The 22,999-nt window shown below is 56.9% G+C and carries 19 protein-coding genes; 15 read left to right on the top strand and 4 right to left on the bottom strand.

Annotation, left to right across the window (positions count from 1 at the left end; all coding sequences use genetic code 11):
* Positions 1-62 precede the first annotated feature (62 nt).
* The 8 genes from AC1Q67_RS05995 (at position 63) to AC1Q67_RS05960 (ending at position 8,123) form a co-directional block, all read left to right on the top strand.
* Positions 63-833 carry an SDR family NAD(P)-dependent oxidoreductase gene (locus tag AC1Q67_RS05995; RefSeq protein ID WP_002713051.1) on the top strand — a complete coding sequence of 257 codons (771 nt, stop codon included), beginning with the start codon at positions 63-65 and terminating at the stop codon, positions 831-833.
* 71 nt (positions 834-904) lie between these two features.
* Complete coding sequence (locus tag AC1Q67_RS05990; protein WP_002713050.1) at positions 905-1,204, top strand: DUF6166 domain-containing protein; 300 nt, start codon at positions 905-907, stop codon at positions 1,202-1,204.
* Positions 1,205-1,481: 277 nt separating this feature from the next.
* Positions 1,482-2,282 (top strand): ABC transporter ATP-binding protein, encoded by an 801-nt coding sequence (locus AC1Q67_RS05985; RefSeq protein ID WP_009737320.1) that lies wholly within the window; start codon positions 1,482-1,484, stop codon positions 2,280-2,282.
* Entirely contained in the window at positions 2,282-3,160 is an 879-nt protein-coding gene (locus AC1Q67_RS05980; RefSeq protein WP_002713048.1) for a branched-chain amino acid ABC transporter permease, read from the top strand. The genes AC1Q67_RS05985 and AC1Q67_RS05980 overlap by 1 nt, the downstream gene beginning before the upstream one ends.
* Positions 3,160-4,200 (top strand): branched-chain amino acid ABC transporter permease, encoded by a 1,041-nt coding sequence (locus AC1Q67_RS05975; protein ID WP_002713047.1) that lies wholly within the window; start codon positions 3,160-3,162, stop codon positions 4,198-4,200. The genes AC1Q67_RS05980 and AC1Q67_RS05975 overlap by 1 nt, the downstream gene beginning before the upstream one ends.
* Positions 4,201-4,219: 19 nt before the next feature.
* Positions 4,220-5,398 carry an ABC transporter substrate-binding protein gene (locus AC1Q67_RS05970; protein WP_002713046.1) on the top strand — a complete coding sequence of 393 codons (1,179 nt, stop codon included), beginning with the start codon at positions 4,220-4,222 and terminating at the stop codon, positions 5,396-5,398.
* Between the two features lie 5 nt (positions 5,399-5,403).
* The gene (locus AC1Q67_RS05965) at positions 5,404-6,276 is read left to right on the top strand and encodes an ABC transporter ATP-binding protein (RefSeq protein WP_002713045.1); all 873 of its coding nucleotides are present in this window, start codon (positions 5,404-5,406) and stop codon (positions 6,274-6,276) included.
* A 17-nt stretch (positions 6,277-6,293) separates the two neighbouring features.
* A complete protein-coding gene (locus AC1Q67_RS05960; RefSeq protein WP_002713044.1) occupies positions 6,294-8,123 on the top strand; it encodes an AMP-dependent synthetase/ligase in 1,830 nt (609 codons plus the stop codon).
* A gap of 86 nt (positions 8,124-8,209) precedes the next feature.
* Here AC1Q67_RS05960 and AC1Q67_RS05955 read toward each other — a convergent pair whose 3' ends face one another.
* From AC1Q67_RS05955 to AC1Q67_RS05945, 3 genes are all read right to left on the bottom strand, one after another.
* Complete coding sequence (locus tag AC1Q67_RS05955; protein WP_002713043.1) at positions 8,210-9,004, bottom strand: hypothetical protein; 795 nt, start codon at positions 9,002-9,004, stop codon at positions 8,210-8,212.
* 72 nt (positions 9,005-9,076) lie between these two features.
* Positions 9,077-10,717 (bottom strand): GMC family oxidoreductase, encoded by a 1,641-nt coding sequence (locus tag AC1Q67_RS05950; protein WP_002713042.1) that lies wholly within the window; start codon positions 10,715-10,717, stop codon positions 9,077-9,079.
* A 409-nt stretch (positions 10,718-11,126) separates the two neighbouring features.
* Positions 11,127-12,395: a CaiB/BaiF CoA transferase family protein gene (locus AC1Q67_RS05945; RefSeq protein ID WP_002713041.1), complete on the bottom strand. Its 1,269-nt coding sequence runs from the start codon at positions 12,393-12,395 to the stop codon at positions 11,127-11,129.
* 322 nt (positions 12,396-12,717) lie between these two features.
* On the opposite strand from AC1Q67_RS05945, the gene AC1Q67_RS05940 reads away from it, so the two are divergent.
* The 4 genes from AC1Q67_RS05940 to AC1Q67_RS05925 are packed head-to-tail and all read left to right on the top strand — an operon-like array spanning position 12,718 to position 17,082.
* Positions 12,718-13,878 (top strand): ABC transporter ATP-binding protein, encoded by a 1,161-nt coding sequence (locus AC1Q67_RS05940; RefSeq protein WP_002713040.1) that lies wholly within the window; start codon positions 12,718-12,720, stop codon positions 13,876-13,878.
* Between the two features lie 49 nt (positions 13,879-13,927).
* Positions 13,928-15,199 carry an ABC transporter substrate-binding protein gene (locus AC1Q67_RS05935; protein WP_492235698.1) on the top strand — a complete coding sequence of 424 codons (1,272 nt, stop codon included), beginning with the start codon at positions 13,928-13,930 and terminating at the stop codon, positions 15,197-15,199.
* A gap of 27 nt (positions 15,200-15,226) precedes the next feature.
* Complete coding sequence (locus AC1Q67_RS05930) at positions 15,227-16,099, top strand: carbohydrate ABC transporter permease (protein ID WP_002713038.1); 873 nt, start codon at positions 15,227-15,229, stop codon at positions 16,097-16,099.
* Positions 16,096-17,082, top strand: a complete 987-nt coding sequence (locus AC1Q67_RS05925) for a carbohydrate ABC transporter permease (RefSeq protein WP_002713037.1) — start codon at positions 16,096-16,098, stop codon at positions 17,080-17,082. The genes AC1Q67_RS05930 and AC1Q67_RS05925 overlap by 4 nt, the downstream gene beginning before the upstream one ends.
* Before the next feature lie 90 nt (positions 17,083-17,172).
* Here AC1Q67_RS05925 and AC1Q67_RS05920 read toward each other — a convergent pair whose 3' ends face one another.
* Complete coding sequence (locus tag AC1Q67_RS05920) at positions 17,173-17,904, bottom strand: FadR/GntR family transcriptional regulator (RefSeq protein ID WP_009737314.1); 732 nt, start codon at positions 17,902-17,904, stop codon at positions 17,173-17,175.
* 360 nt (positions 17,905-18,264) lie between these two features.
* Between AC1Q67_RS05920 and gor the strand changes: the two genes are divergently transcribed.
* The 3 genes from gor (at position 18,265) to AC1Q67_RS05905 (ending at position 22,896) form a co-directional block, all read left to right on the top strand.
* On the top strand, positions 18,265-19,650 hold the full coding sequence (gene gor, locus AC1Q67_RS05915; RefSeq protein WP_002713035.1) for a glutathione-disulfide reductase: 1,386 nt from the start codon (positions 18,265-18,267) through the stop codon (positions 19,648-19,650).
* A gap of 128 nt (positions 19,651-19,778) precedes the next feature.
* Positions 19,779-21,404, top strand: coding sequence for a class I adenylate-forming enzyme family protein (locus AC1Q67_RS05910; protein WP_245259222.1), 1,626 nt, complete (start codon positions 19,779-19,781; stop codon positions 21,402-21,404).
* Between the two features lie 43 nt (positions 21,405-21,447).
* Positions 21,448-22,896: an NAD-dependent succinate-semialdehyde dehydrogenase gene (locus tag AC1Q67_RS05905; protein WP_002713033.1), complete on the top strand. Its 1,449-nt coding sequence runs from the start codon at positions 21,448-21,450 to the stop codon at positions 22,894-22,896.
* The last annotated feature ends 103 nt before the right edge of the window (positions 22,897-22,999 follow it).

Raw genomic sequence — 22,999 nt, 5'->3', positions numbered from 1 at the left:
ACAACAAAGGGCCTATCGGTGGAATGAGTTCCGGCGATGTCAACGCGGAGTAAGGGGAGTCGATGAGGTTAAAAGGCAGAACATTCCTTGTGACGGGCGCAGCAAGTGGCCTTGGAGAGAGTACGGCTCGCCTTATGGCCAAAGAGGGAGCCAATGTCGTGATTGGTGACATACTCGACGAAGAGGCTTCCCGCGTTGCTCAGTCGATCGTGTCTGACGGCGGATCCGCATCAACCGTTCATCTAGATGTCCGTAATGAGCCGGAGTGGATTGATGCCGTGAAATCTGTTGTGTCAACTTATAGCAAACTCAACGGACTTGTTAGCAATGCGGGAATCAGCGGAATGATTCCCGATGTCATGGATACAGATTATTTCGATCGTCTGATGTCGATCCATGCTCGTGGAACATTCCTTGGCATTAAGCATGCTGCGCCGGTGATCGCGCAGGCGGGTGGCGGTTCTATTGTTGCCACGTCATCCATCGCTGGAAAGATCGGCGCGGATTACGTTCACATGGGCTACAACGCCGCAAAGGCGGCGATACTCCTGCTCGTGAAATCTGCGGCGGGGCGCTATGCAAAGGACAATATTCGTTCGAATGCCGTTATTCCCGGTTGGATGCCGCCAATGCGCACATCCGTTGCATCTGCGGACCCGGAGTTACGTCCAAAACTTTTGCAGTCCGTCCCCTTGGGTCGTACTGGGCTTTTTCCTGAAGTCGCTGAAGCAATAGTGTTTCTGTCGACTGATGCGGCTTCATACATCAATGGGGCAGAGCTGCCGGTCGACGGTGGATTTTTGGCATATCGAGGGTTTCCCCAGCAGCTGTGAGCGGGGGGATGACGGGTTTTCATTGAGCGATTTTTATTCGCTCGCGGGGAAGAAACCACAAGGGCAAGGGCATGAGTACGTTTGAAGGTTCGAGAACGATTAACGGCGTGGAAGTGACTGTCGATGGGCGACCGTTGGATCGGGCTCTCCAGATTAAAACGTATGATGGCGGCTTCTTCGAGTGGGGTTACGAAGGCGATGCGCCGATGCAACTGTCTCTAGCGATTCTTAGTGAGTATCTTGGCGATTCGCAGAAGGCACTCTCTCTCGCTAATGGATTCATGAAAGAGATCGTTGCGAACCTGGGAAATGACTGGCAACTCACAAGCGACGACATTCGAACAGCGTTGCTGAATCTGCATGTCAACTGACGGTTTGCGCCGATATGCAGATACTCACCAGAATCTTTCAGACGTTCTTTGCGACATCTCGTGCTTTTCGGAGATGAAATGCAGGAGAAAGATTCGATGAATAAGAGCGGTTAACTCCATAGATGCAATTCGCCCAAGAACTTGTTGGAGCATCCAAATGAAATTCGTTTGGATCATGCGGAGATAGCGTCGAAAACAATAAGTCCTAAGAGCGTGCAAAGCGCCAAATTTAACGGAGGGGTAGTTGTCCGGAGAAGCGGAATCATATTCCGTTGACTTGAACGTCAACGGTCTGTCGTTGTCATTTGGCGGTTTGAAGGCGTTGACCAATGTTTCGTTCTCGGTTGCTCCGGGATCGATCACGGCGGTGATCGGCCCGAACGGCGCCGGCAAGACGTCGCTGTTCAACTGCATTTCCGGTTTTTATCGCCCCTCGGCGGGTGCGATCGAGTTTGCCGGCGAGGACATCAGCAAGCTGCACCCACCTGCACGCGCCAAGATCGGACTCGCTCGCACATTCCAGAATATTGCGCTGTTTCGCGGCATGACCGTGCTGGACAATATCAAGCTCGGCCGTCATGCGCACATGCAGACCAACGTGCTCGATGCGTTGTGGTACTTCGGCCGCGCGCGGCGCGAGGAGCTTGCGCTGCGGTCCGAGATCGAGCAACGGGTTCTCAATTTTCTTGAGATGGAACATATTCGTGACCAGCCGGTCGCGTCGCTCTCCTATGGTCTGCGCAAGCGGGTCGAGTTGGCCCGTGCGTTGGCGATGCAGCCACGCCTGCTGATGCTCGATGAGCCGGTGGCGGGCATGAACCGCGAAGAGACTGAAGACATGGCGCGCTTCATCCTCGATGTGAAGGAGGAGTGGGGCGTCACCATTCTGATGGTCGAACACGACATGGGTCTGGTGATGGACATTTCCGACCATGTCGTCGTGCTGAATTTCGGGCAGGTGATCGCGGCCGGAAAGCCCGCAGAAATCCAGAACAACCCGAACGTGATTGCGGCCTATCTCGGTTCGGGGGACGTCGGCGATCTGTCGCGTCGGATCGCAGGCGAGAGGGCAGCGTGATGGATTGGCTGTTTCTCTTCGAGGTGGTGCTGTCGGGATTGGGGTCGGGCGCATTGCTTGCGCTGACCGGCATTGCCTTCGTGTTGATCTACAAGGCGACGAAGGTGATCAATCTCGCCGTCGGCGAAATGCTGATGCTCGGTGCTTACTTTTTCTTCGGTCTAACGATTTCCCTGATGCTCCCGATTTGGCTCGCTGTTATCCTGACATTGGTGGGTGGGGGCATTCTTGGCGGCGTCTTCGAGCGCGTCCTGATCCGTCCGATGCTCGGCGAGAGCCCGATTTCGGTGTTCATGGTTACGGTCGGTCTGAGCTCGGTGCTAATCGGTTTTGTCGAGTTCATCTGGGGTGGCGATCCGAGGACGCTGCCCAGTTTCCTGCCATCCAAGCCGATCTTCATCGGCGATGCTTATGTCTCGCCGAAGATCGCCGTGTGTTTTGCGATTGCTTCTATCCTGATCGCTGTATTTCTTTTGGTCTTCCGGACATGGCGAGGTGGCGTTGCGCTCCGCGCGACGGCAACGGATCAAGGCGCGGCGCTCTCCTGCGGCATCAACGTTCCAGCGGTGTTCTCGGTGTCGTGGATTGTCGCAGGGATGGCGGCAGCCGGGTCGGGTATTCTTATTGGCTCGATCGGCGGCATCTCACCAAACATGGGCGTGTTTGGCCTCTCGGTGCTGGTCGCTGTCATTGTAGGCGGTCTGGATTCGATCGCTGGTGCGCTTGTCGCTGGCCTCGCGATTGGTGTCGTTGAAGCGCTGGTCGGAACCTACATGGGCGGCGAATACAAGCTGCTCGTCACTTTCAGCATTCTGGTGGTTGCCTTGATGATCCGTCCTTACGGGTTGTTCGGCACAGTTGAAATTGAGCGACTCTGATGCGGATCGGCGCGGTACACGAAACTTACGCCCAGGCGGAATCGCTGCTCGATACCAACGTGCAGCGTCTAATGATGGTCGCGCTGCTCGCGGCGCTGGTGCTGTTTCCATTCTTCGTGGATCAGTACTGGATTTATCTCGCCTGTCTGGTGGCGATCCACATTGTCAGCACGACCGGCCTGAACATTCTCACCGGCTATACCGGCCTCGTCAGCCTGGGCCAAGCGGCCTTCATGTCCGTCGGCGCATACACTGTCGCTATTCTGGAAATCCGGATCGGTACGCCGTTCTTCATTAATCTCGTTGTCGCGGGATTTGTTTCCGCCGCCGTCGGTCTTGTTGTCGGCGTGCCGAGTTTGCGCGTGAAGGGCCTTTATCTCGCCATCGCGACCATTGCCGCATCCTTCATACTGCACTTCATATTTGCCAATGGCCCTGCATTCCTTGGCGGTACGCAAGGGCTGAGCATGCCACCTGCGCGGCTGTTCGGTTACGATCTGGCGCGTCCGTTCCAGCTTTATTGGCTGTTCATACCGTTGACGGCGCTCGCCGTATTCGCCGCGGCCAACCTGTTCCGGACCCGGATCGGCCGCGCCTTTATCGCAATCCGCGATCGCGATATTTCCGCCGAAGTGCTCGGCATTCCGCTCTTGAGATACAAGCTGCTCTCGTTCGCACTGTCGTCGTTCTACGCCGGCGTCGCGGGCGGCATGTGGGCGTATTTCTTCCGCGTCGTGACGCCGGAGAGCTTTCCGCTGATCTATTCGGTCTTCTTCCTCGCCGCCGTCATCGTTGGCGGCATGGGCACGATCCTCGGCGCGATCCTTGGCGCGATCTTCATGACCATGGTGCCGGAGATTCTCAAGATTGCGGTGTCCTACATGACGTTCATTCCGAATGCGGTGGCGCAACTGTCGCCGATCCGGACAATCGTTTTCGGCTTGCTGATCATCGGTTTTCTGCTGTTCGAGCCGCAGGGCCTCGCCGAAATCTGGCGCCGCGTCCGACGTTTCTTTCATTTATGGCCATTCAAGAAATAACACACAGGGAGACACAGTAATGAAACACATTCCGAGGCGTCGAAAAATTCTATCCTACGCAGCAGCAGGTTGCCTGGCATTTGGAATCAATATGCAGGCGTGGGCCGCTGATGATATTGTAATAGGCGCGTCGATGCCGATGACGGGCGTATTTGGATTTGCTGGTATTCCTCTCAACGTAGGATTCCAGGATTATGTAAAGATCATCAACGACGCCGGTGGAATCGATGGTCGTAAGATCAGATATATACCCGAGGATACCTCTTACGCAGTTGATAAATCCATTGCAGCATTTAACCGGATCACCGCCAGCGAGAAGATAAGCCTCTATTACGGAGATTCCACGGGCTTCGCAAAAACCGTCAATGCCGAACTGAACCGGCGCGGCAATATTCTTATGGCTGGAACGTCCTTCGCGACCGAGCTGAACGATCCGAAAGAATTTCCTTTTCAATTCATTCCTGGACCCGATTATTCGCAAATGATCGGCATTCTGCTGGAATACATCGCCAAGACCCAGCCGGGCGCGAGGATCGCTCTGGTCAACTCGGACACCGAGTTCGGCCGCGATCCGGTTACAGCAACCGAAAAGCGTGCGGGTGATTTGGGATTGAAGATCGTCGCAAAGATCGCGACGCCGCCAACCAGCATCGACGTCTCCACCGAAGTACTCAAGCTGCGTCGTGCCGATCCGGATTACACCATCTTCCACGGCTACGTTCTTGCACCACTGCCGGAATTCATGGCGCAGATGAAGCAGCTGGGCCTCAAGAGCAAGTTCATGGGCACATTCTGGTCGATGGATAATGGGATTTGGGCGAATTCGGCTCAAGTCGCTGACGGCTACATGGGCGTGATGCCATATCGATACTATTTTGATACAGAGGGATCTTCACCGATGCTGGACAAGATCCGGCAGCTGCACCGGGAATATCAGCCGACGTACTATACGCAGGGCTTTCTGACCGCGATGTTGATGATCGAGGCTGTAAAGCGCACGCTCGATGCCAAGAAGGACCTTACGGCAGCGAACATGAAAGCGGCGCTGAACTCCATCAAGAACTTCGATACCGGCGGCATCATCGGCGTGCCGATCTCGATCCCAGGCAACACGGTGCCCGTCGGCCGTGTCTATCAGTATGACGGCGCGAACAAGACCATGAAGCCGGTCTCCGACTGGATCAAGATCGCGAAGTGACGAGCATGCTCGCAGAAAATCTCTTTGCTGAAATGCAGCAAGCGCAGTATCAACAAGCAGCGATTTCGCTGAAGAATGACCTTCTCTCAGTCAATAATATCGAGGTCGTCTATAACAAGACGGTCCAGGTGCTTCGCGGCCTGTCGTTGAAAGTCGACAAGGGAGCGGTGGTCGCATTGCTGGGCTCCAATGGAGCAGGTAAGTCGACCACGCTGAAGGCCATTTCCAATCTACTCGAACTGGAAGATGGCAAGGTCACAACAGGTGAAATCCTGTTCAAGGGCAGTTCCGTATCGCGTCTCGCTCCGCATCAACTGGTGCGGGGCGGACTCTTCCATGTGATGGAAGGGCGACGGATTTTTGAGGATCTGACGGTTGAAGAAAATCTGACTGCTGCGACCTACGCAATGTCCGGCCGCAGCGGAGCGAAGACGCCGTTCGATCTTGTCTATACCTATTTCCCCCGGCTGTTCGAGCGGCGCACCGGCCGCGCCGGCTATCTCTCCGGCGGCGAGCAGCAGATGCTGGCCATCGGCCGCGCGTTGATCGCGCAGCCGGAATTGATGTTGCTGGATGAGCCGTCGCTCGGACTATCGCCAAAACTGGTGGAGGAAATTTTCACCATCATCGCGCGCATCAGCCGGGAGCAGGGAGTTTCGATGCTTCTGGTCGAACAGAACGCCGCGGTGGCGTTTGCCGTCTCCACCTACGGCTACATCATGGAATCCGGAAAGATCGTGACCGACGGGCCAACGGAACAGCTGATCCGCGACCAGGACGTTCGCGAGTTCTATCTCGGCGTGGGTGCGGCAAATGCCGAGACAAAGAGCTTTCGCGGGATCAAGCATTACAAGCGCCGTAAGCGCTGGCTGTCCTGAGGCTGTGTGAGGATTGCATGAGCGAGACATTTCCAGAGTTCACGCTGCCGCAAATGCTGCGCGATAATGCACGCCGGGCGCCGGAAGACGTGGCGATCCGCCAGAAGGAATTCGGCATCTGGAATCCTTCGACCTGGCAGCGTTACTATCAGCGCGCCTGCCATGTGGGTCTTGGGTTTCGCGCGCTTGGACTCAACAAAGGGGGACATGTCGCCATTTTGTCCGAAAACCGGATCGAGTGGGTGCTGGCCCAGCTTGGCGCGAACATCGTCGATGGGATCGTAGTCGGCGTTTATCCGACGAGTCCGTCGAATGAAGTGGCCTACGTTCTGGCGCACTCCGAATCCGAAGTCATCGTCTGCGAGGATCAGGAACAGGTCGACAAGGTTCTCGAACGCCGCGACGAGTTGCCGAAGCTGCAGCGGATCATTGTCGTGGAAACCAAGGGTATCCGGGACTATCCGCCGGATCAGGTGATGTCGTTCGACGCGCTGGAAGCGCTGGGCGCTGCCTTCGAGACAAAGTATGCGGGGCTCGTTGACACAACGATCGACAGGCAGACGTTGGCGCAGATCGGGCTTATTATCTACACGTCCGGTTCGACCGGGAAGCCGAAGGGCGCGATGCTGAGCTACAAGAACATCCGCGCGCAGGCGATCGCCTCGGTGGATCGTCTCAGTCTGTCGAAAGACGAGAGCCTGCTGTCTTATCTGCCGCTATGTCATGTCGCTGAACAGATGACGACGGTGATGGTGCCGGTCTATCTCGGTTCGCTGGTTAATTTCGGCGAGTCGATCCGCACTGTGCAGGAAGACCTGCGGGAAGTCGCACCAAGCATGTTCCTCGGGGTGCCACGTATCTGGGAAAAATTGCATTCGTCCATCCATATCAAATTGCTGGAAGCCGGAAGCATTCGCCGGGCGCTGTTCGAGTACGCTTATGCTGCGTGCGAGCCGTTTGCGGAGAAGAACGCAGCGGACAGGACGTTGTCGGAGATGATCAGGTTCGGTCTGTCTTACTGGCTGATTTTTCGGGCGCTGCAGAATTTTATCGGGTTGCGCAAAACCCGCATTGCCATGACGGGTGCGGCGCCGATTTCGCCGGCTATCGTGCACTTCTTCCGCACCATCGGTGTGCCGCTGATCGAAGTTTATGGTCTTACGGAAAGCTCCGGGATTGCGCTGGGGCAAGTGCTGACGGATCGGCGGGTGGGGACGGTCGGTTATGGCATCGCCTTAATGGATGCGCGGCTGGGAGATTCCAACGAACTGCTGTTGCGCGGCGATACGGTTTTTGTCGGTTACTATCGAAACGACGAAGCCACCAATGTCGCAATCCGCGATGGCTGGCTGCATACCGGCGACGTCGCGGAGTTCAAGGATGGCCACTTCCGCATTGTGGATCGCCTGAAGGACATCATGATCACGGCTGGCGGGAAGAATCTCAGTCCGTCGGAAATCGAGAATACCGTCAAGGCCAGCCCTTTTATCAAGGAATGCATCGTCATCGGTGAGGCGCGCAAGTATGTCTCAGCGTTGATCCAGATCGATTACGACCTCGCCGGCAAGTGGGCGGAAGAGAAGGGCATCGCCTATACCAACTTCAGGAATCTCACCGAGAACGAAAGCCTCCGTGAGTTGATTCAGTCAGAGATCGATACGGCGAATGGTCAGCTTGCGCAGGTTTCGCAAATTCGTAAATTCCATCTTCTGACGAAAGAGCTGGATCACGACGATGACGAAGTGACCGCGACGATGAAAGTTCGCCGCGCCAACGTTCAGAAGAAGTATGCCCTGGAAATCGAAAATCTCTATGTCGTTCGTGAACTGGAGATGGCAGAAAAATAGAGCAGTTAAGGTGCCCGCAGACATCATTCAGGCAGTCAACAGTGGGCGATTCACCCATTTTGGGGATTTGAGGTTGGCATGGCACCTCATAAGGCCTCTGCGCGGGGCTGATAAATTGCCGTATGTTGGCAATGGGCGACAGGAATGCGTTGGTTGGCCACGATAAGTGCGTCTAATTCCACAAGCAAATGACCCTTCTTCTCGTAATTAGCTGTTACGCATGCGCGGGCGGCCAAGTTGTCGCTGTCCGCCACGGCTGACAACATCTGCATGCGGCTGCCGACATGAATCCATGGTCCAAGGAGAGCATTTTCCATAAGGACCCTGTTCATGATCCGTTGTAGCACGCCTGGATGGACGAGACCTTCGCGCGCATAAATTGGTTCAGCGTCTCGCACCTCGGCGCGATACTCCGCGCCTACCTCACCTTGCCAAGATCTTGGGGCGGTGCCGAGCCACTTACCGAGCCGATAGGATTCTGCGTCGATTGGCGTTCGCGTCTCAACAGGCGCGGTGTCGGGATAATCGGCGAGCGAAAATGACGGCGCTTTGGCGGCAAGTAAGGCTGTTCCGGTTGCTGCTATTTCACCGCTTCCGACAGTCAGGGCCATCACTTCGCCGGACTCCTCGGCCTGAACCAGCACCATCTCGCCGTCATAGACGGGCTTGGCGAAGCGCGCTTCGATCAATCCTCGTTCGAGAAATGCCCGGCCCCATTTCGCAACGGGAACGTGGATCATGTAGGCGAGCACATCGACGCCGGGCACCAATCCGCCCTTGAAGCCATATTTCAGGGCCACGGAGTCGTCGTGCATCTTATTTTCCGACAGCTTGGCGGTGTTGTAAGCTTTTACACGATACGGCTCTAGCCGCTCAGTCATGATTCATCCTCGCGATGCGAGCGCCAAGCCGTGTGCTCTGCATTCCAAAATGTTAGGGCCGGATAGCGGGAGTCAGGCGGACCGGGCTTTGCTGTTGTGCGCCTGAAATTGGCTCGTCTTGTTGTTACCTGCAATCAACTCGGCAGCTTTCTCGGCCATGGCCATGATCGGCAGATTGGTATTTCCGCTGATCACAGTCGGCATGATTGAACCATCGATGACTCTCAGGTTGTCGATTCCCCTGACTCGCAATTGGCCATCGACAACAGCGTTGCTGTCTTCGCCCATGCGACAAGTGCCAACAGGATGGTAGATCGTTTCGGCGCGCGCGCGAATCCATTTTTTTCGGGAATCGACACTGGTAAACGCATCGATGTCGATTTTTCGTTTGACGAATTTTTTCAGACCCGGCTGATCGATGATTCCGCACAGTTGCCTGACCCCTTCCTGCATGCTGACGAAATCCGACTCGTCAGAAAGAAAACGAGGATCGATAGCTGGAGTGTCGGATGGATTGGCCGACCGCAATCGCAGGGTTCCACGGCTCTTGGGCCGAAGCTGGCAAACGCGAATCGCGAAACCATGAGCGATGCGTTCGTTGGGTGGGGGATTCCGGAGCGCGACGATCAGATGAGCTTGCCACTCCGGCAGCGATGAACCCTGGTCGGGTCCCCAGAAGGCGCCGGCCTCGACGCCCTGGGACGTTGCGGGGCCTGTACCACGAAGAATATATTGCGCCCCTGCGAGGCCGCCCTTGATCAAGCCGAGATAAGGCGTCAGCGTCACCGGCTGAGATGCCTCCATGCGGATCGCGCAGTCGAGATGGTCCTGCAGGTTGTCTCCGACGCCGGCGGAATCAAGAACAGGCTTGATGCCGAGCGACTGCAGGTGATCCGCCGGACCGATGCCCGACAACATCAATAGCTGTGGTGAGCCGATGGCTCCGGATGTCAGCAATACCTCGCGCTCCGCCGGGATGGTGACCTCGCGTCCTCCCTTTTCGATCACGACGCCCCGCGCGCGCGTTCCCTCCATGGCGATCCGGCGAACTCTGCAGTTGGCCATAAGAGTGAGATTGCGCCGTCCCTTCGCTCGATCAAGATACTTGAAGGCTCCGGATCGCTTTCCTTCCGCGATGGTGAGTTCGTAGAAGCCCGCGCCGACTTGGGACGGACCGTTGAAGCCGTTGTTTTCCGGCAAGCCGGCCGACACCGCGCTTTCAATGAATGCTTTCGAAATGGGATGTTGCAGAGTGCCGTAGGACAGCCGGATAGGGCCAGAGTAGCCTCGATCCTGATCTCTCTCCCCGGTGACTAAAGTCGCGTCCTCGATTTTTCTAAGATATGGGCGCAGGTTCTCGTAACTCCATGACGGTAGGCCCTGCGCGGCCCACGAGTCGTAGTCCCAGGCATTACCTCGGATTGCAATCATGGAGTTGATGGAGGACGAGCCGCCCACAACCCGTCCACGCGGAATGTAGATCTTTCGATTGTTGAGATTGGCCTGAGGCTCCGTCCAGAACTGCCAGTTATACTTCGGACTCGTATAGAGCACCCGAATGCCAGCGGGCATGTGGACGAAGATGGACGCGGAGGGGGCTCCGGCCTCGATCAGGAGGACGTTGACATTTGGATCTTCGCTCAGTCGCGAAGCCAGCACGCATCCTGCGGATCCCGCGCCGACGATGATGTAATCATATCCGGATAGTTTCATTTTCGAATCCCCCTGGGAACGCGCGCGGCTGGCAGGTGCGGCTGATCTGGCATGAAGTGCGTAGCGTCAGTCGTTTGCGATTGCAGCGACGAATTTTGCCATTGTTTTTAAGTCAGTTTGGATTACCATTTTGGTATGTCCAATTATAAGAGTAGCGACTCTGGCGTCAACAGAGAGGTGCTTCGGTGATCACTCGTGTGTTTACGGTCATGCTTGTTGCGGCAGCCTGTGCCGTTTTTTTCTGGTCGGCGAAAGGGTTGCAGCATTGGAAGGCGAGTATGTCGCCACAAGAAAGATCGGCCTTTGAAAAGACGGTCTGGGCCCTCGGTCACTAGTGAGGCTCTCCGCTGCCAGATATTCGGCCTGGCGTATCGGCGCGACGTCCGTGGTTGCCAACAATGCACCCGGATTATTCGGGCAGCCCGGATTTGGAATGCTGCGGATGCGTTCCAGTATCGACGATCCGGCGGTCGCTGAGCCTCTGAATTTTCGCCTGATCAAACTTTAGCACGGTTTTGAGAACTTGTTCGGTGTCTTCACCTCGAAGCGGCGGGCTCTTCGAATATTCGATCTTCGTTTTCGAGAACTTGATCGGGTTGCCGACGAGAGGCGTAATGGCGCCGGAAGGATGCGGAAGATTGATCTGCAACTCCCGATGGATCACTTGCGGATGAGCAAACACCTGATCCAGCGTGTTGATCGGCGCGCAAGGAACGCCGACCGGTTCCAGCAACGATACCCAGTGATGCGTCGTCTGCTTGGCCAGATGGACATCGAGAAGCGGGATGAGTTGATCACGATTATGAAGCCGGTCGGTGTTCGTGGCAAAACGGGTATCGGCGGCCAGTTCCGCAAATCCCGCCGTCGCGCAAAATTTTCTGAACTGCTGGTCGTTTCCGACCGCGAGCACGAATGAACCGTCTTTTGTCTTGAATACCTGATAGGGGACGATGTTCGGATGCGCGTTCCCGTAGCGCTTGGGCGGACGCCCCGTCGTAAGATAATTCATGTTCTGATTGGCAAGCACGGACACCTGAACATCGAGCAGAGCCATGTCGATGTGTTGGCCTTCGCCGGTGCGTTCGCGATGCAGCAGCGCGGAAAGGACACCCGTCGCGCTGTACATGCCGGTCAGAATGTCGACGATCGGAACGCCAACCTTCTGAGGGCCTCCACCCGGTTTGTCGTCGCTCTCACCGGTAATGCTCATCAGTCCGCCGGTTGCCTGGATGGCCATGTCGTATCCTGCGACGTCCTTCATCGGGCCGGTCTGACCGTAGCCGGTGATGGAGCAATAAATGATATCTTGCTTCAGTTTCCGGAGGGACTCGTAGTCCAGTCCGTACCGACGCATGTCGCCGACCTTGTAATTCTCAATCACGATGTCGGCTTGCTGCGCCAGCGAGCGTACGATTTCGCTGCCTTCCTCGGTTGCGATATCGACGCAGATCGAATGCTTGCCGCGGTTAGCGCTGAGAAAATAGGCGCTTTCGGTTGTGTCGTTGGAGTCTCCGTCCTTCAGGAACGGAGGACCCCATTGCCGCGTGTCGTCGCCGGTGCCGGGACGTTCGATCTTCCAGACCTCCGCGCCGAGATCGGAAAGCAACTGGCCCAACCATGGTCCGGCAAGAATTCTTGAAAGATCGAGCACTCGGTAACCAACCAGAGGTCCAGCCATGACATTTCCTTGTCAGTTTATGCGGCGAAATCTGCTCTCGAGAGATCGCATGTTTCTTCGATCTATAATTGGATTGACCAAATTGGTCAAACCAAACAAAATTGAGGCTGGTCTGTGAAGTCCGATCCGGGCTGCCGACTCCGGCGCAAGTTTTTGCTGAACGATCTGGATTTTGCTGATGCTGAACGGGGAGATTGCTTGACAGCCGATAGGGGCGGACGTATGGAAGACCAAAATGGTCTGTCCAATTTGGATGCCGGTTATGTGGTTGGTTCCCGCATAACGATAATAACTAGAGGCAACGCGAAGTGAGGTTTGCTGTATGGCGCGAGTCACTCTCCAGAATGTGTCGAAATCCTTTGGCGGAGATCGAGGCCCTTGGGCCGTTCAGGATTTCTCATTGGATATTGCCGACGGCGAACTGATTGTTTTTGTCGGGCCGTCCGGCTGCGGGAAGTCGACGACGCTGCGCATGCTTGCCGGTCTTGACGATGTGACGTCCGGCAAGATTCTGATCGGCGGGCGGGATGTAACCGCGTTGCCGCCAAAAGATCGCAACATCGCGATGGTGTTCCAGAACTACGCGCTTTATCCGCAGAAGACCGTCTACGACAACATGGCGTTCGGCCTGCGTGTCCGGGGCGAGTCGAAGGACGAGATCGATCGTCGTGTGCGAAGCGCGGCGTCGAGTCTTGGTTTGGAGCCGTTGCTCGAGCGGAAGCCGCGACAGTTGTCGGGCGGTCAGATGCAGCGCGTCGCGCTCGGTCGCGCGCTCGTTCGCGACCCCGACGTTTTTTTGCTGGACGAGCCTCTTTCCAACCTTGACGCAAAGTTGCGCGTGAAGACTCGCGAGGAGATCGCGACGCTGCATGCGAGGCTTGGCGCCACGATGATCTTCGTGACGCACGACCAGGTCGAAGCCATGACGCTCGGTGATCGGATCGTCATCATGCGGGACGGCTTGATCCAGCAGGTCGGTAGCCCGCTCGATCTCTACGACCGGCCTGTCAACGCTTTCGTGGCAGCATTTATCGGCTCGCCCGAAATGAATCTGGCCGAGGGTGAACTGATCCGCGACAGTGCTGGAATGAAGGTCCGCGCGGGCGAAACGGTGCTCGAACTTCCGGACGGCGAGTTTGTCGAGATTGAAAAGAACGTCACGTTCGGCATTCGGCCGGAACACATTACGCGCGCTGATTCAGCATCCGGCATCGATATGGTCGTCAGCCTGGTCGAGCAAATCGGTGCGCAAACATATGTTCTCGGAACGATATTCGGTCAGAAGTTTCGTGCGGTGTTCGCGCGCGACGATGTGCTCGCGGCCGGCGACAGGATTCCCGTTGCTCTGCCGGCGCAGCAGCTTCACTTGTTCTCGCGAGACAGCGGAAAAACATTGAGACAATCAAAATCGATAAATGAAATTAACAAAGGGAGGGAGAATTATGACCAAGTACAACCCAAGCGAATGGAAGTCCAAGGGTAAGTCTTCCGGCTTTAACCGGCGAAGCTTCCTGAAGACATCGGCCGCCGTGATGGCGGGGGCGGCAAGCTCTTTTGCAGCTCCCTACGTCAATGCGCAGGCAAAGGTAACGCTCAGATTTCTGAACAATGAGACCGCGGCCGATAGCCAGACTGTCCTGCGAAATGCTTGCAGTGCGTACGAGAGCAAGTTCGGCGTCAAGATCATTGTCGATTCGACGCCGATCAGCGGTGCCTATGCGAAGACCATGGCGGCGATCAATGCGGGCACGCCTTATGACCTTTCTACCCAAGGTTATATCGCTCATATTCTTCAGTACGCCCGTGGTGGTCATCTTCTTCCGATGACGGAGCTTGTAAAGCAGCATTCGTGGGGCAAGATGGGTGCGTGGACGTACCAGGGTGAGAACTGGTTCTATCCCTACGATTACAACCTGGTGACGTGCTACTATCGAAAGGATCTCTATGCCGAGAAGGGTCTCAAAGTCCCGACCACCTGGGCAGAGTATCTCGAAAACTGCCGGGCGCTGACCGTTTCAAAAGACGGAAATATCGAACGCGGCGGTTGCGTTATTCCTCTGGCGAGCGACAGCGCTACCAACTGGGCAAGTTTTGGCAATCTGTTTGCGGAAGCTCCGCAGTTCTACGACGACAAGTGGAACGTTGTTCTGGATGCGCCGGAGAACGCCGGCCGCGCAGGCCGCTTCCTCGATCTTTTCGGCGAGCTCTACAAGACAATGCCTCCCGGATTGAACACGGTGGGTTACGCGGAGCTTATGAGTCTCTTCGTTACCGGGAAGGTCGCGCATACGCTTTACTCGGGACGAGTGGTCGAAGCGCTCGAGGCACGAAATCCGGAACTTGCAGACAAGTACGGAATTTTCGCTGCGCCGGATAGCGGTGGCAAACAGTCCGCGCTGCCCTTCGCCTTCGATGGCTTCGTCGCGTTCAAGACCAAGCAGAGTGAGGAAACAATGAAGTTCCTCAAATGGTTCATCGACGAGCATTATATCGACTGGTTGCATTCCGCCTGGATGAACTTCCAGCCTGTGCGCCTGGATGTCTATGAAGACCCTCGCTGGAAGAAGCACCCGATGATTCAGAAGCATTGGGCAACGATGATGCAGATGAAGTCGTTCATCGACCCGGACAGCAAGGTCAGGCTTTCATCGGTTGACCTGATCGGGCCGTCGATCGACCTGCGGCCTTGCAAGGTGTTTGACGCGAACATCATGCCGGAAATGCTGCAAAACAAGGTGCTCAAGAACATGTCGTCGGCCGACTGTGTGAAAACGGCCGCTGATCGCATCCGGGCGATCGGCTGAAGTTGTTGACGGGAAAGTAGGTTCTTCATGAGGCAGGATTGGCGAATTATTGGCTTGTTCGTCGGGGGTGTTTTGATACTCGGCGCCGTTGTCGGCGGGCCACTCCTGTATTCCATCAAGCTCTCATTCTACGCGGCGGAGTCGTTTATCGCTCCGCCGCGGTGGGTCGGGCTCGATAATTACCTAGCCGCGATTAAGAACCCGAGCTTCTGGGCCGCGCTCATGAATGGATTGGTGATTTCCATTTTTGCGATTATTTCGCAAGTCGTGCTCGGTGTGTCTATTGCGCTCGTTCTGAATCGTCAGTTCGTCGGGCAGACGATTGTCCGGGCGTTGTCGATAGTTCCGTATTTCTTGCCGACAGTTGTTGCGTGTCTCATCGCGCAATGGATGCTTGATCCAAACTATGGGCTGATCAAGAGTGTCCTCGCGTCGTTCGGATCCAGCATGTTCGACTGGGGCGCAAACTCCGCAACTGCGAAGGGAACGGTTGTTCTCGTCAGTGTCTGGATATGGACACCGTTCGTGGTGACATGCGTGCTTGCCGGTCTACAGACAATTCCGGCTCAGCTTTATGAAGCCGCGCGGGTCGATGGAGCCGGAGCCCTGAAACAGTTCTGGCACATTACGTTGCCGGGCCTCCGATCTGTGTTGATTGTGGTCATTCTGCTGAGAGGCATCTGGATGTTCAACAAGTTCGACGTGATCTGGCTGCTGACCAAGGGAGGGCCGCTGAACCAGACCGAGACGCTTCCGATCTTGGCCTATCGACGCGCGTTCCTGGAGTTCGATCTAGGGGGCGGAGCGGCGGTTGCAACGATCTCGTTTCTTCTTCTGGCGTCCATCATTCTGATCTATCTCAGATTCTTTCCGATCGACGAAGCAAAGCAGGGGCGATGACAGTGACGCAGAAATATTCACATCCTTCCGTCGTTGCGGCTGTTTCCGATCCGCGGCAGAAGCCATTCCTTCGCCATTCATCCAGGTCTGAGCCTTTGCCGACGGAGATATCATCGCCTGTATCCGGGCAGAAATCGTTCGGCTGGGCGAGCGAGCCGATCAAGAAACTTGCCGGCCCCATCGCACTCTACTCAGCTGTCATTTTAATCTGCGTCTATTCGTTTTTCCCGATTTACTGGATGATCATATCCAGTCTCCGGGCACCGCAACGGTTGTTTCTCGACACATCGCTGGTGTTCTGGCCGCCGGATCTGTCGTCGTACAGGTCGCTGCTGGAACTCACGAACTATACGGCCAATTTTCTCAACAGCACCCTGATGGCGATGGCGACGATTATCGTCTCCACGACGCTTTCGGCGTTTATCGCCTATGGCGCGACGCGGTTGAGGTTTCGCGGCAAAACAACATTGGTCGCCTCGATGTTGTTCGCCTACATGTTCCCGCCATTGATGCTCGCGATTCCGATGTCAGCGTTGTTCCGCATGGCGGGTCTTTCCGACAGCCTGTGGGGCTTGCTGGTCGCTCATCTCGCAATCTCGCTTCCGTTGGGCGTTTGGCTTTTGTGGGGTTTCTTCAAGTCGATGCCATTTGACCTGGAAGAAGCCGCAATGGTGGATGGCTGTTCGCAATTCAGCGCATTCATCAAGGTTGTCCTGCCGCTTTCCGCGCCGGGTCTGATCACGGTCGGAATCTTTTCGTTCCTGCTGTCCTGGGCCGACTATGTCTTCGCTCTCATCCTCATCATGAGCGACCAAAACAAGACGCTTCCAGTCGCCCTTGCGTCGATGCTCGGAGCGCAGGATTTGCGTTGGGGCGAAATCCTCGCCGGTGCGTCCCTCATTGCGTTGCCGCTCTTTGTAATCTTTACGTTCTGCTACCGCTATTTCGTCGCGGGACTTACGGCAGGCGCGCTGAAGGGGTAGGCGGCATCTGTCTGCAGAGCATGGTTCGGTGCGCGCTGGCGCCCCGAACCGGCGTGGGCCGCTTGAGCGGCGCGGGCTTGCGGAGAAAGCCTATCGTCTTACAGGTATCTTCGGCTCTCCCAGCAGCGTCTGCCAGGTTTCGATTGTTTGAGACAGGTGCTCATTCATTTTCTGTTCGGCCTGGCCGACGCGCCGTCCCTCGATGGCCTCAAGGATTTCGCAATGATCCTCATAAGAGCGGCGACCGCGGTTGTGATCGGAAAAATAAACGCGGCGGCGCTGCCGGGACAGTTCGTAGAATGATTTTACAACGCGAAGCAGGATATCATTCTTGGTGGCAGCGAAGATCGCTAGGTGAAATGCCTCGTCTTCCAGCTCGATCGTCTGCTTCTTCGCAAGACGCTTCTCGGTGGCGGTTAAAATCGCGCGCAGATCGCGGATATTGTCAGGCGTCCTGCGGGTGCAGGCCAGCCGAGCGGCCTGTACTTCGAGCATACGCCGTACCTCGAAGACATCGGCGATCTCGTTGGCCTGGAATGGAAGGCCGGACTCGGCGTGAAGGACCAGAGCTTCGATGCTGCTTTCATCCGAGTTTCGCAAATAGATGCCCGAGTTGGGCCGTCTCTCGATGACGCGCATGACCTCCAGAGCGGCCAGCGCCTCACGGACGGCGCCCCGGCTTGTTTCGAATTTCTCCGCGAAGTCTCGTTCGGACGGCAGGCGCTCGGAGGGTTGATAGCGGCGCTCACGGATAAACGAAAGGATTTTTCCAATGGCGTTCGAGGGAGCCTCAGGCTTGTCGGTTCGGTTTCGCTCGGTCATCTGCGTCTGCTCTTTCTGCGCCCGGGAGGGGACTGGTACGTCAAGCCTTTTCATGCCGGCCCCTCCAATAGTCACGAATCTAAGTGATATTCACTCTATTTCGAGTGGCGATGACATGACAGGTGCTTTGCGCGCCGGGCCCGGATCGGGCGCCCCGAATCCACAAACCAAATTGCGGCCCCGCACGGCGGTCGCTTGATTCCTCTTCACCGGGCATGTAAGATTGGTATACCGGATTGGTAGGACCTAAACTGCCGGGATCCAGAAAAAATGCCCGTCCGCGTATAGTTCCTTGCTATCAGGTTGATAAATTTGAAATCTTTGGAGCCCATCGGGCAAACCAGCAAGCCCCAAACCGCCATGACTGACTACGTCGTCGATCTGTTTGTCATCGGCGGCGGTTCGGGCGGCGTTCGCGCCGCGCGGATCGCAGCCAATCATGGCGCCAAGGTCATGCTTGCCGAAGAGTATCGCATGGGCGGCACTTGCGTGATTCGCGGTTGCGTGCCGAAAAAACTGTTTGCCTATGCTTCGCACGTCCACGAGGAAATCAAAGACGCCGCGGGTTTCGGGTGGAACATTCCATCCGCGACATTCGACTGGCCGACGCTGGTCGCCAACAAGGACAGAGAAATTGCCCGGCTCGAAGCGGCCTACACCGGCAATGCCGCGAAGGCCGGTGCGAGTGTCGTTAAGGCACGTGCGGTGTTCGAGGATGCGCACACGCTTCGGCTGTCCACCGGCGAAACGGTGCGCGCGAAATACATTCTGATCGCCACCGGAAGCGCGCCCAATCACGGCGCGGCGATTCCCGGCATCGAGCATGTCATCTCGTCGGATGATATTTTCCACTTGCCTGCATTCCCGAAGCGCATCGTAATCCAGGGCGGTGGCTATATCGCGTTGGAGTGCGCCAGCATCTTCGCAGGTCTCGGCGCCGACGTGACGCTCGTCTATCGCGGCGATAACATCCTGCGGGGATTCGATGAGGATGTTCGCGCGCATGTCCGCGGAGAGATCGAAGCGGCGGGCATTTCCGTTCTCACGGGCTGCACGGTGAACAAGGTCGAGAAGCGCGGCGAGGGCTTTACCGCGCATCTGTCCGGGGAAAGAACGATCGCCGCTGACCAGGTGCTGTTTGCCATTGGCCGTCATCCCAACGTCAAGGGCCTTAGGCTTGAAAAGGCGGGCGTGGCGCTCAATCCGGCCAACGGCGGCATCGCCGTCGACGGTTTTTCGCAAACCAGCGTGCCGCACATTTATGCGGTGGGCGACGTCACCCACCGGGTCAATCTGACGCCGGTCGCAATTCGCGAAGGACATGCCTTCGCCGATACTGTGTTTGGCAAGCGGCCTGTGCGCGTTGACTATACCGAGATATCAACGGCGGTGTTCTCGCAGCCTCAGGTCGGAACGATCGGGCTGACTGAAGCCGAGGCGAGGGCGCAGTTCACGCATGTGGATATTTACAAGGCCGATTTCAGGCCGATCAAGGCCACGCTGTCAGGCAGCCAAGGCCGCGTTCTGATGAAATTGATCGTCGACCAAACATCCGACCGTGTCCTCGGCTGCCACATCGTTGGTCCGGAAGCTGCCGAGATCGTTCAGGCTGTCGCCATCGCGATCAAGATGAAAGCAACCAAGGCCGACTTTGATGCCACGATGGCGCTGCATCCCACCTCTGCCGAGGAACTGGTGACGATGCGAACGCCGACCCACCGTTACGTTCGGGAGGCGGCGGAATAGCCGCCGAGAGCTCTTGCCTCTAGGACGCCGGGGAGACGGACCGGCGGACAGACGCGGTCCAAGAAATACCGCTTGACATCGCGCGATCGAGAAGACCAAATTGGTAGTACCAATATGGAGCTGCAGACTTGAGCCGCAGCCGTGTCCGCGTAGCGATGACGCGATGCGGATGCGGCTCTGACTTAGCAGCGGCCAAGAAACAGGCTGACAATATGGATCTGATATCGAATTTGCCCGCCCGCATTCACGGGATACTCGATGAGGGCGCCAAGGGGGACGCCTCTCGGATTGCGTTTACCGACGAGCGCGGTGTCGATTGGTCTTATCGCCGCTTGATAGACGTCGTTGAACTGGTCGCCCTTGAAATGAGCCGGCTCGGTGTTCGTCCGGGCGATCGGGTCATGATCGTGTGTGAAAATTCGATTGCTGCAATCGTCTTGCTTTATGCGTCGAGCCGGCTCGACGCCTGGGCGGTCATCACCAATGCACGTCTCAGCCAGAACGAGCTGAATTTGATAGAGCGTGACTGTCGGCCACGGCGTGTGTTCTATACCCATGCCGTTTCATCCGATGCTGATGCTCATGCTTGTCGCCGGAATGCGGACATCGAGTCGTTCACCGGCATAGGGAAGGTGAAAGTCGGAGAGCTCGATGCGGACTCGGTTGCGGAGCGGACGCACCAGGATCCCTCCCGGCAGGTCGCCGTTGTTATTTACACGACGGGCACAACCGGCCGCCCAAAGGGGGTGATGCTCAGTCATCGTAGTCTGGCGTTTGTCGCTTGCCGGGGGAAAAGGACCGATACAATTCATCCGGACGATGTCTCGCTGTGCGTGATGCCGATTTCCCATTCGTATGGACTGACGCTCATGCAGGGCATGCTGTTCGCAGGCGCGCATCTGAAGATCATGCCGAGATTCTCGCTCACGCAGGCTATCGAAGCCATCTTGAGCAAGACGCTCACGATATTTACCGCCGTTCCCGCGTTGCTGGCGCGTATTGTCGCTCACGTTGACCAGGCCGGGCTTCGGCTCACACCGAACACGCTTCGATATGTTTATACCGGCACGGCTCCGCTCGACCTTTCGTTGCGCCAAAACGTCGAACGCGTGTTTGGGGTCGTTCTTCACAACGGTTACGGTCTCACGGAGACGTCACCCACGATCAGCCGGACCCAATATGCAAAGGGAAGCGACGAAATCAATATCGGGCCGCCCATTTCCGGAGTCGAGATCAAGATTGTCGGAGCGGACGGCAACGAGGTCGAGGACGGCTTGCCTGGCGAGCTTCTCGTGCGAGGGCCGAATGTGATGCTTGGCTACTACGGTCAGCCGGAACTGACCGCGGATGCTATCGATGAGCACGGTTACTTGAAGACCGGAGACATCGTCAGCCGCAACGCGCGCGGCGAAATGATTATGCAGGGGCGATCGAAAGAATTGATCATCCGTTCCGGGTTCAACGTTTATCCGCCCGAGATCGAGGCGGTGCTTAATACGCATCCGACGGTTCTCAACTCTGCGGTCGTCGGGCGGTCGGTTGAAGGCAACGAGGAGATCATCGCCTTTGTTGAGCCTGTTCCTGGAAGCTGCATAGAAACCGACGACCTGTTCACGCTTATCGAGGAACAGCTTGCGCGATACAAGAAGCCTCAGCAGATCATCGTGATGCCGCAACTTCCGGTCGCGCCAAACGGCAAGATCCGGAAGCATGACTTGAAGAAATATGCCGAAACAGCTGGCCTAGCCGTCTAGTCCTTCCAGACCCAATTCTCATCAAGCGCCGTTGGACATCGCCATGAATCAGGAACAGGCCTATCCGGATATCAAAATGTTCATCGACGCGACCTGGTGCGAGGGATCGCACGGCAAGTCGGGCGCCGTGCTGAATCCGGCAACCGGGCTTGCGATTGGGCGCGTTCCACACGCTTCCGTCGACGACCTTGACCGCGCGCTGGAGTCCGCATCGCGCGGCTTCGGCATATGGCGCAAGACGTCCGCGTTCGACCGCTACAAGCTGATGCGGTCGGCTGCCGAAAAATTGCGGGAGCGGGCCGGCGAAATCGCTCGCATTCTCACCCTCGAGCAGGGAAAGCCCCTGGCGGAAGCGAAGCTGGAGGTGCTGCTGGGTGCGGACATCATCGACTGGTTTGCCGAGGAAGCTCGCCGATCCTACGGCCGCGCCATTCCTTCGCGTTCCGGAGCAGTGCAGCAAGTCGTGATCAAGGAGCCGGTCGGTCCGGTGGCGGCGTTCACGCCGTGGAATTTCCCGATCAATCAGGCTGTTCGCAAAATCTCGGCTGCGATCGCCGCCGGCTGCTCCGTGATTCTCAAGGGACCTGAGGAAACGCCGGCCAGCTGTGCCGCTCTGGTTCAGGCCTATGCCGATGCTGGTCTGCCGCCCGGCGTGCTCACCCTCGTCTTCGGCGTGCCAGCCGAAGTGTCTTCGTATCTGATCGCTCACCCCGTCATTCGCAAGATTTCATTCACAGGCTCGACCCAAGTCGGCAAGCAACTCGCCGCTCTGGCGGGATCCCATATGAAGCGCGTGACGATGGAACTGGGAGGGCATGCGCCGGCGCTGGTGTTCGGTGATGCTGACGTTGCGCAGTCCGCCAAACTGTTGTCCGCGGCGAAGTTCAGGAACGCGGGTCAGGTTTGCGTCTCGCCTACGCGTTTTATCGTGCACAAGAGTGTCTACGAGGAATTTGTCGACCACTTCACATCGGCTGCAAAGAATCTGGTGGTTGGCAACGGTCTCGACGCCGCGAGTCAGATGGGTCCGTTGGCCAATCATCGCCGTATCGAGGCAATGGAGGCGCTGATCGCCGACGCCACATCGTGCGGCGGCCGCATCAGGGCCGGTGGCAAGCGGATAGGAAACGAGGGATTCTTCTTTGAACCGACCGTGCTCACGGACGTCCCGCTGAACGCGCGCATCATGAATGAAGAGCCGTTTGGTCCGGTTGCACCCGTCAGCGTCTTCTCAGAACTCGATGAAGCCATTGTGGAAGCGAATCGTCTTCCTTTTGGCCTGGCTGCTTATGCCTATACCAAATCGGCCTCTGTCATTGGCGCCGTCAGCACAGGCGTCGAAAGCGGAATGATGTCGATAAACCATCATGGTCTTGCGCTGCCTGAAACCCCGTTCGGTGGCATCAAGGACTCCGGATACGGCTCCGAAGGCGGGACGGAAGCCATGGAGGCCTATCTGAACACCAAGTTCGTTACTCAAATGAATAGCTGAGCCACGAAGATCATCGCGGCTTCGCGGCTTTCTCCCGCCAGTTGAAATTCCAGAGCTTCGTTGCGCGGACGCCGGCGGGTTTGCTCTGCCACGCCCGCTTGAT

The sequence above is a fragment of the Afipia sp. GW823-FHT06G09 genome (assembly GCF_058794875.1).
This window is presented reverse-complemented; position numbering and strand designations above follow the sequence as displayed.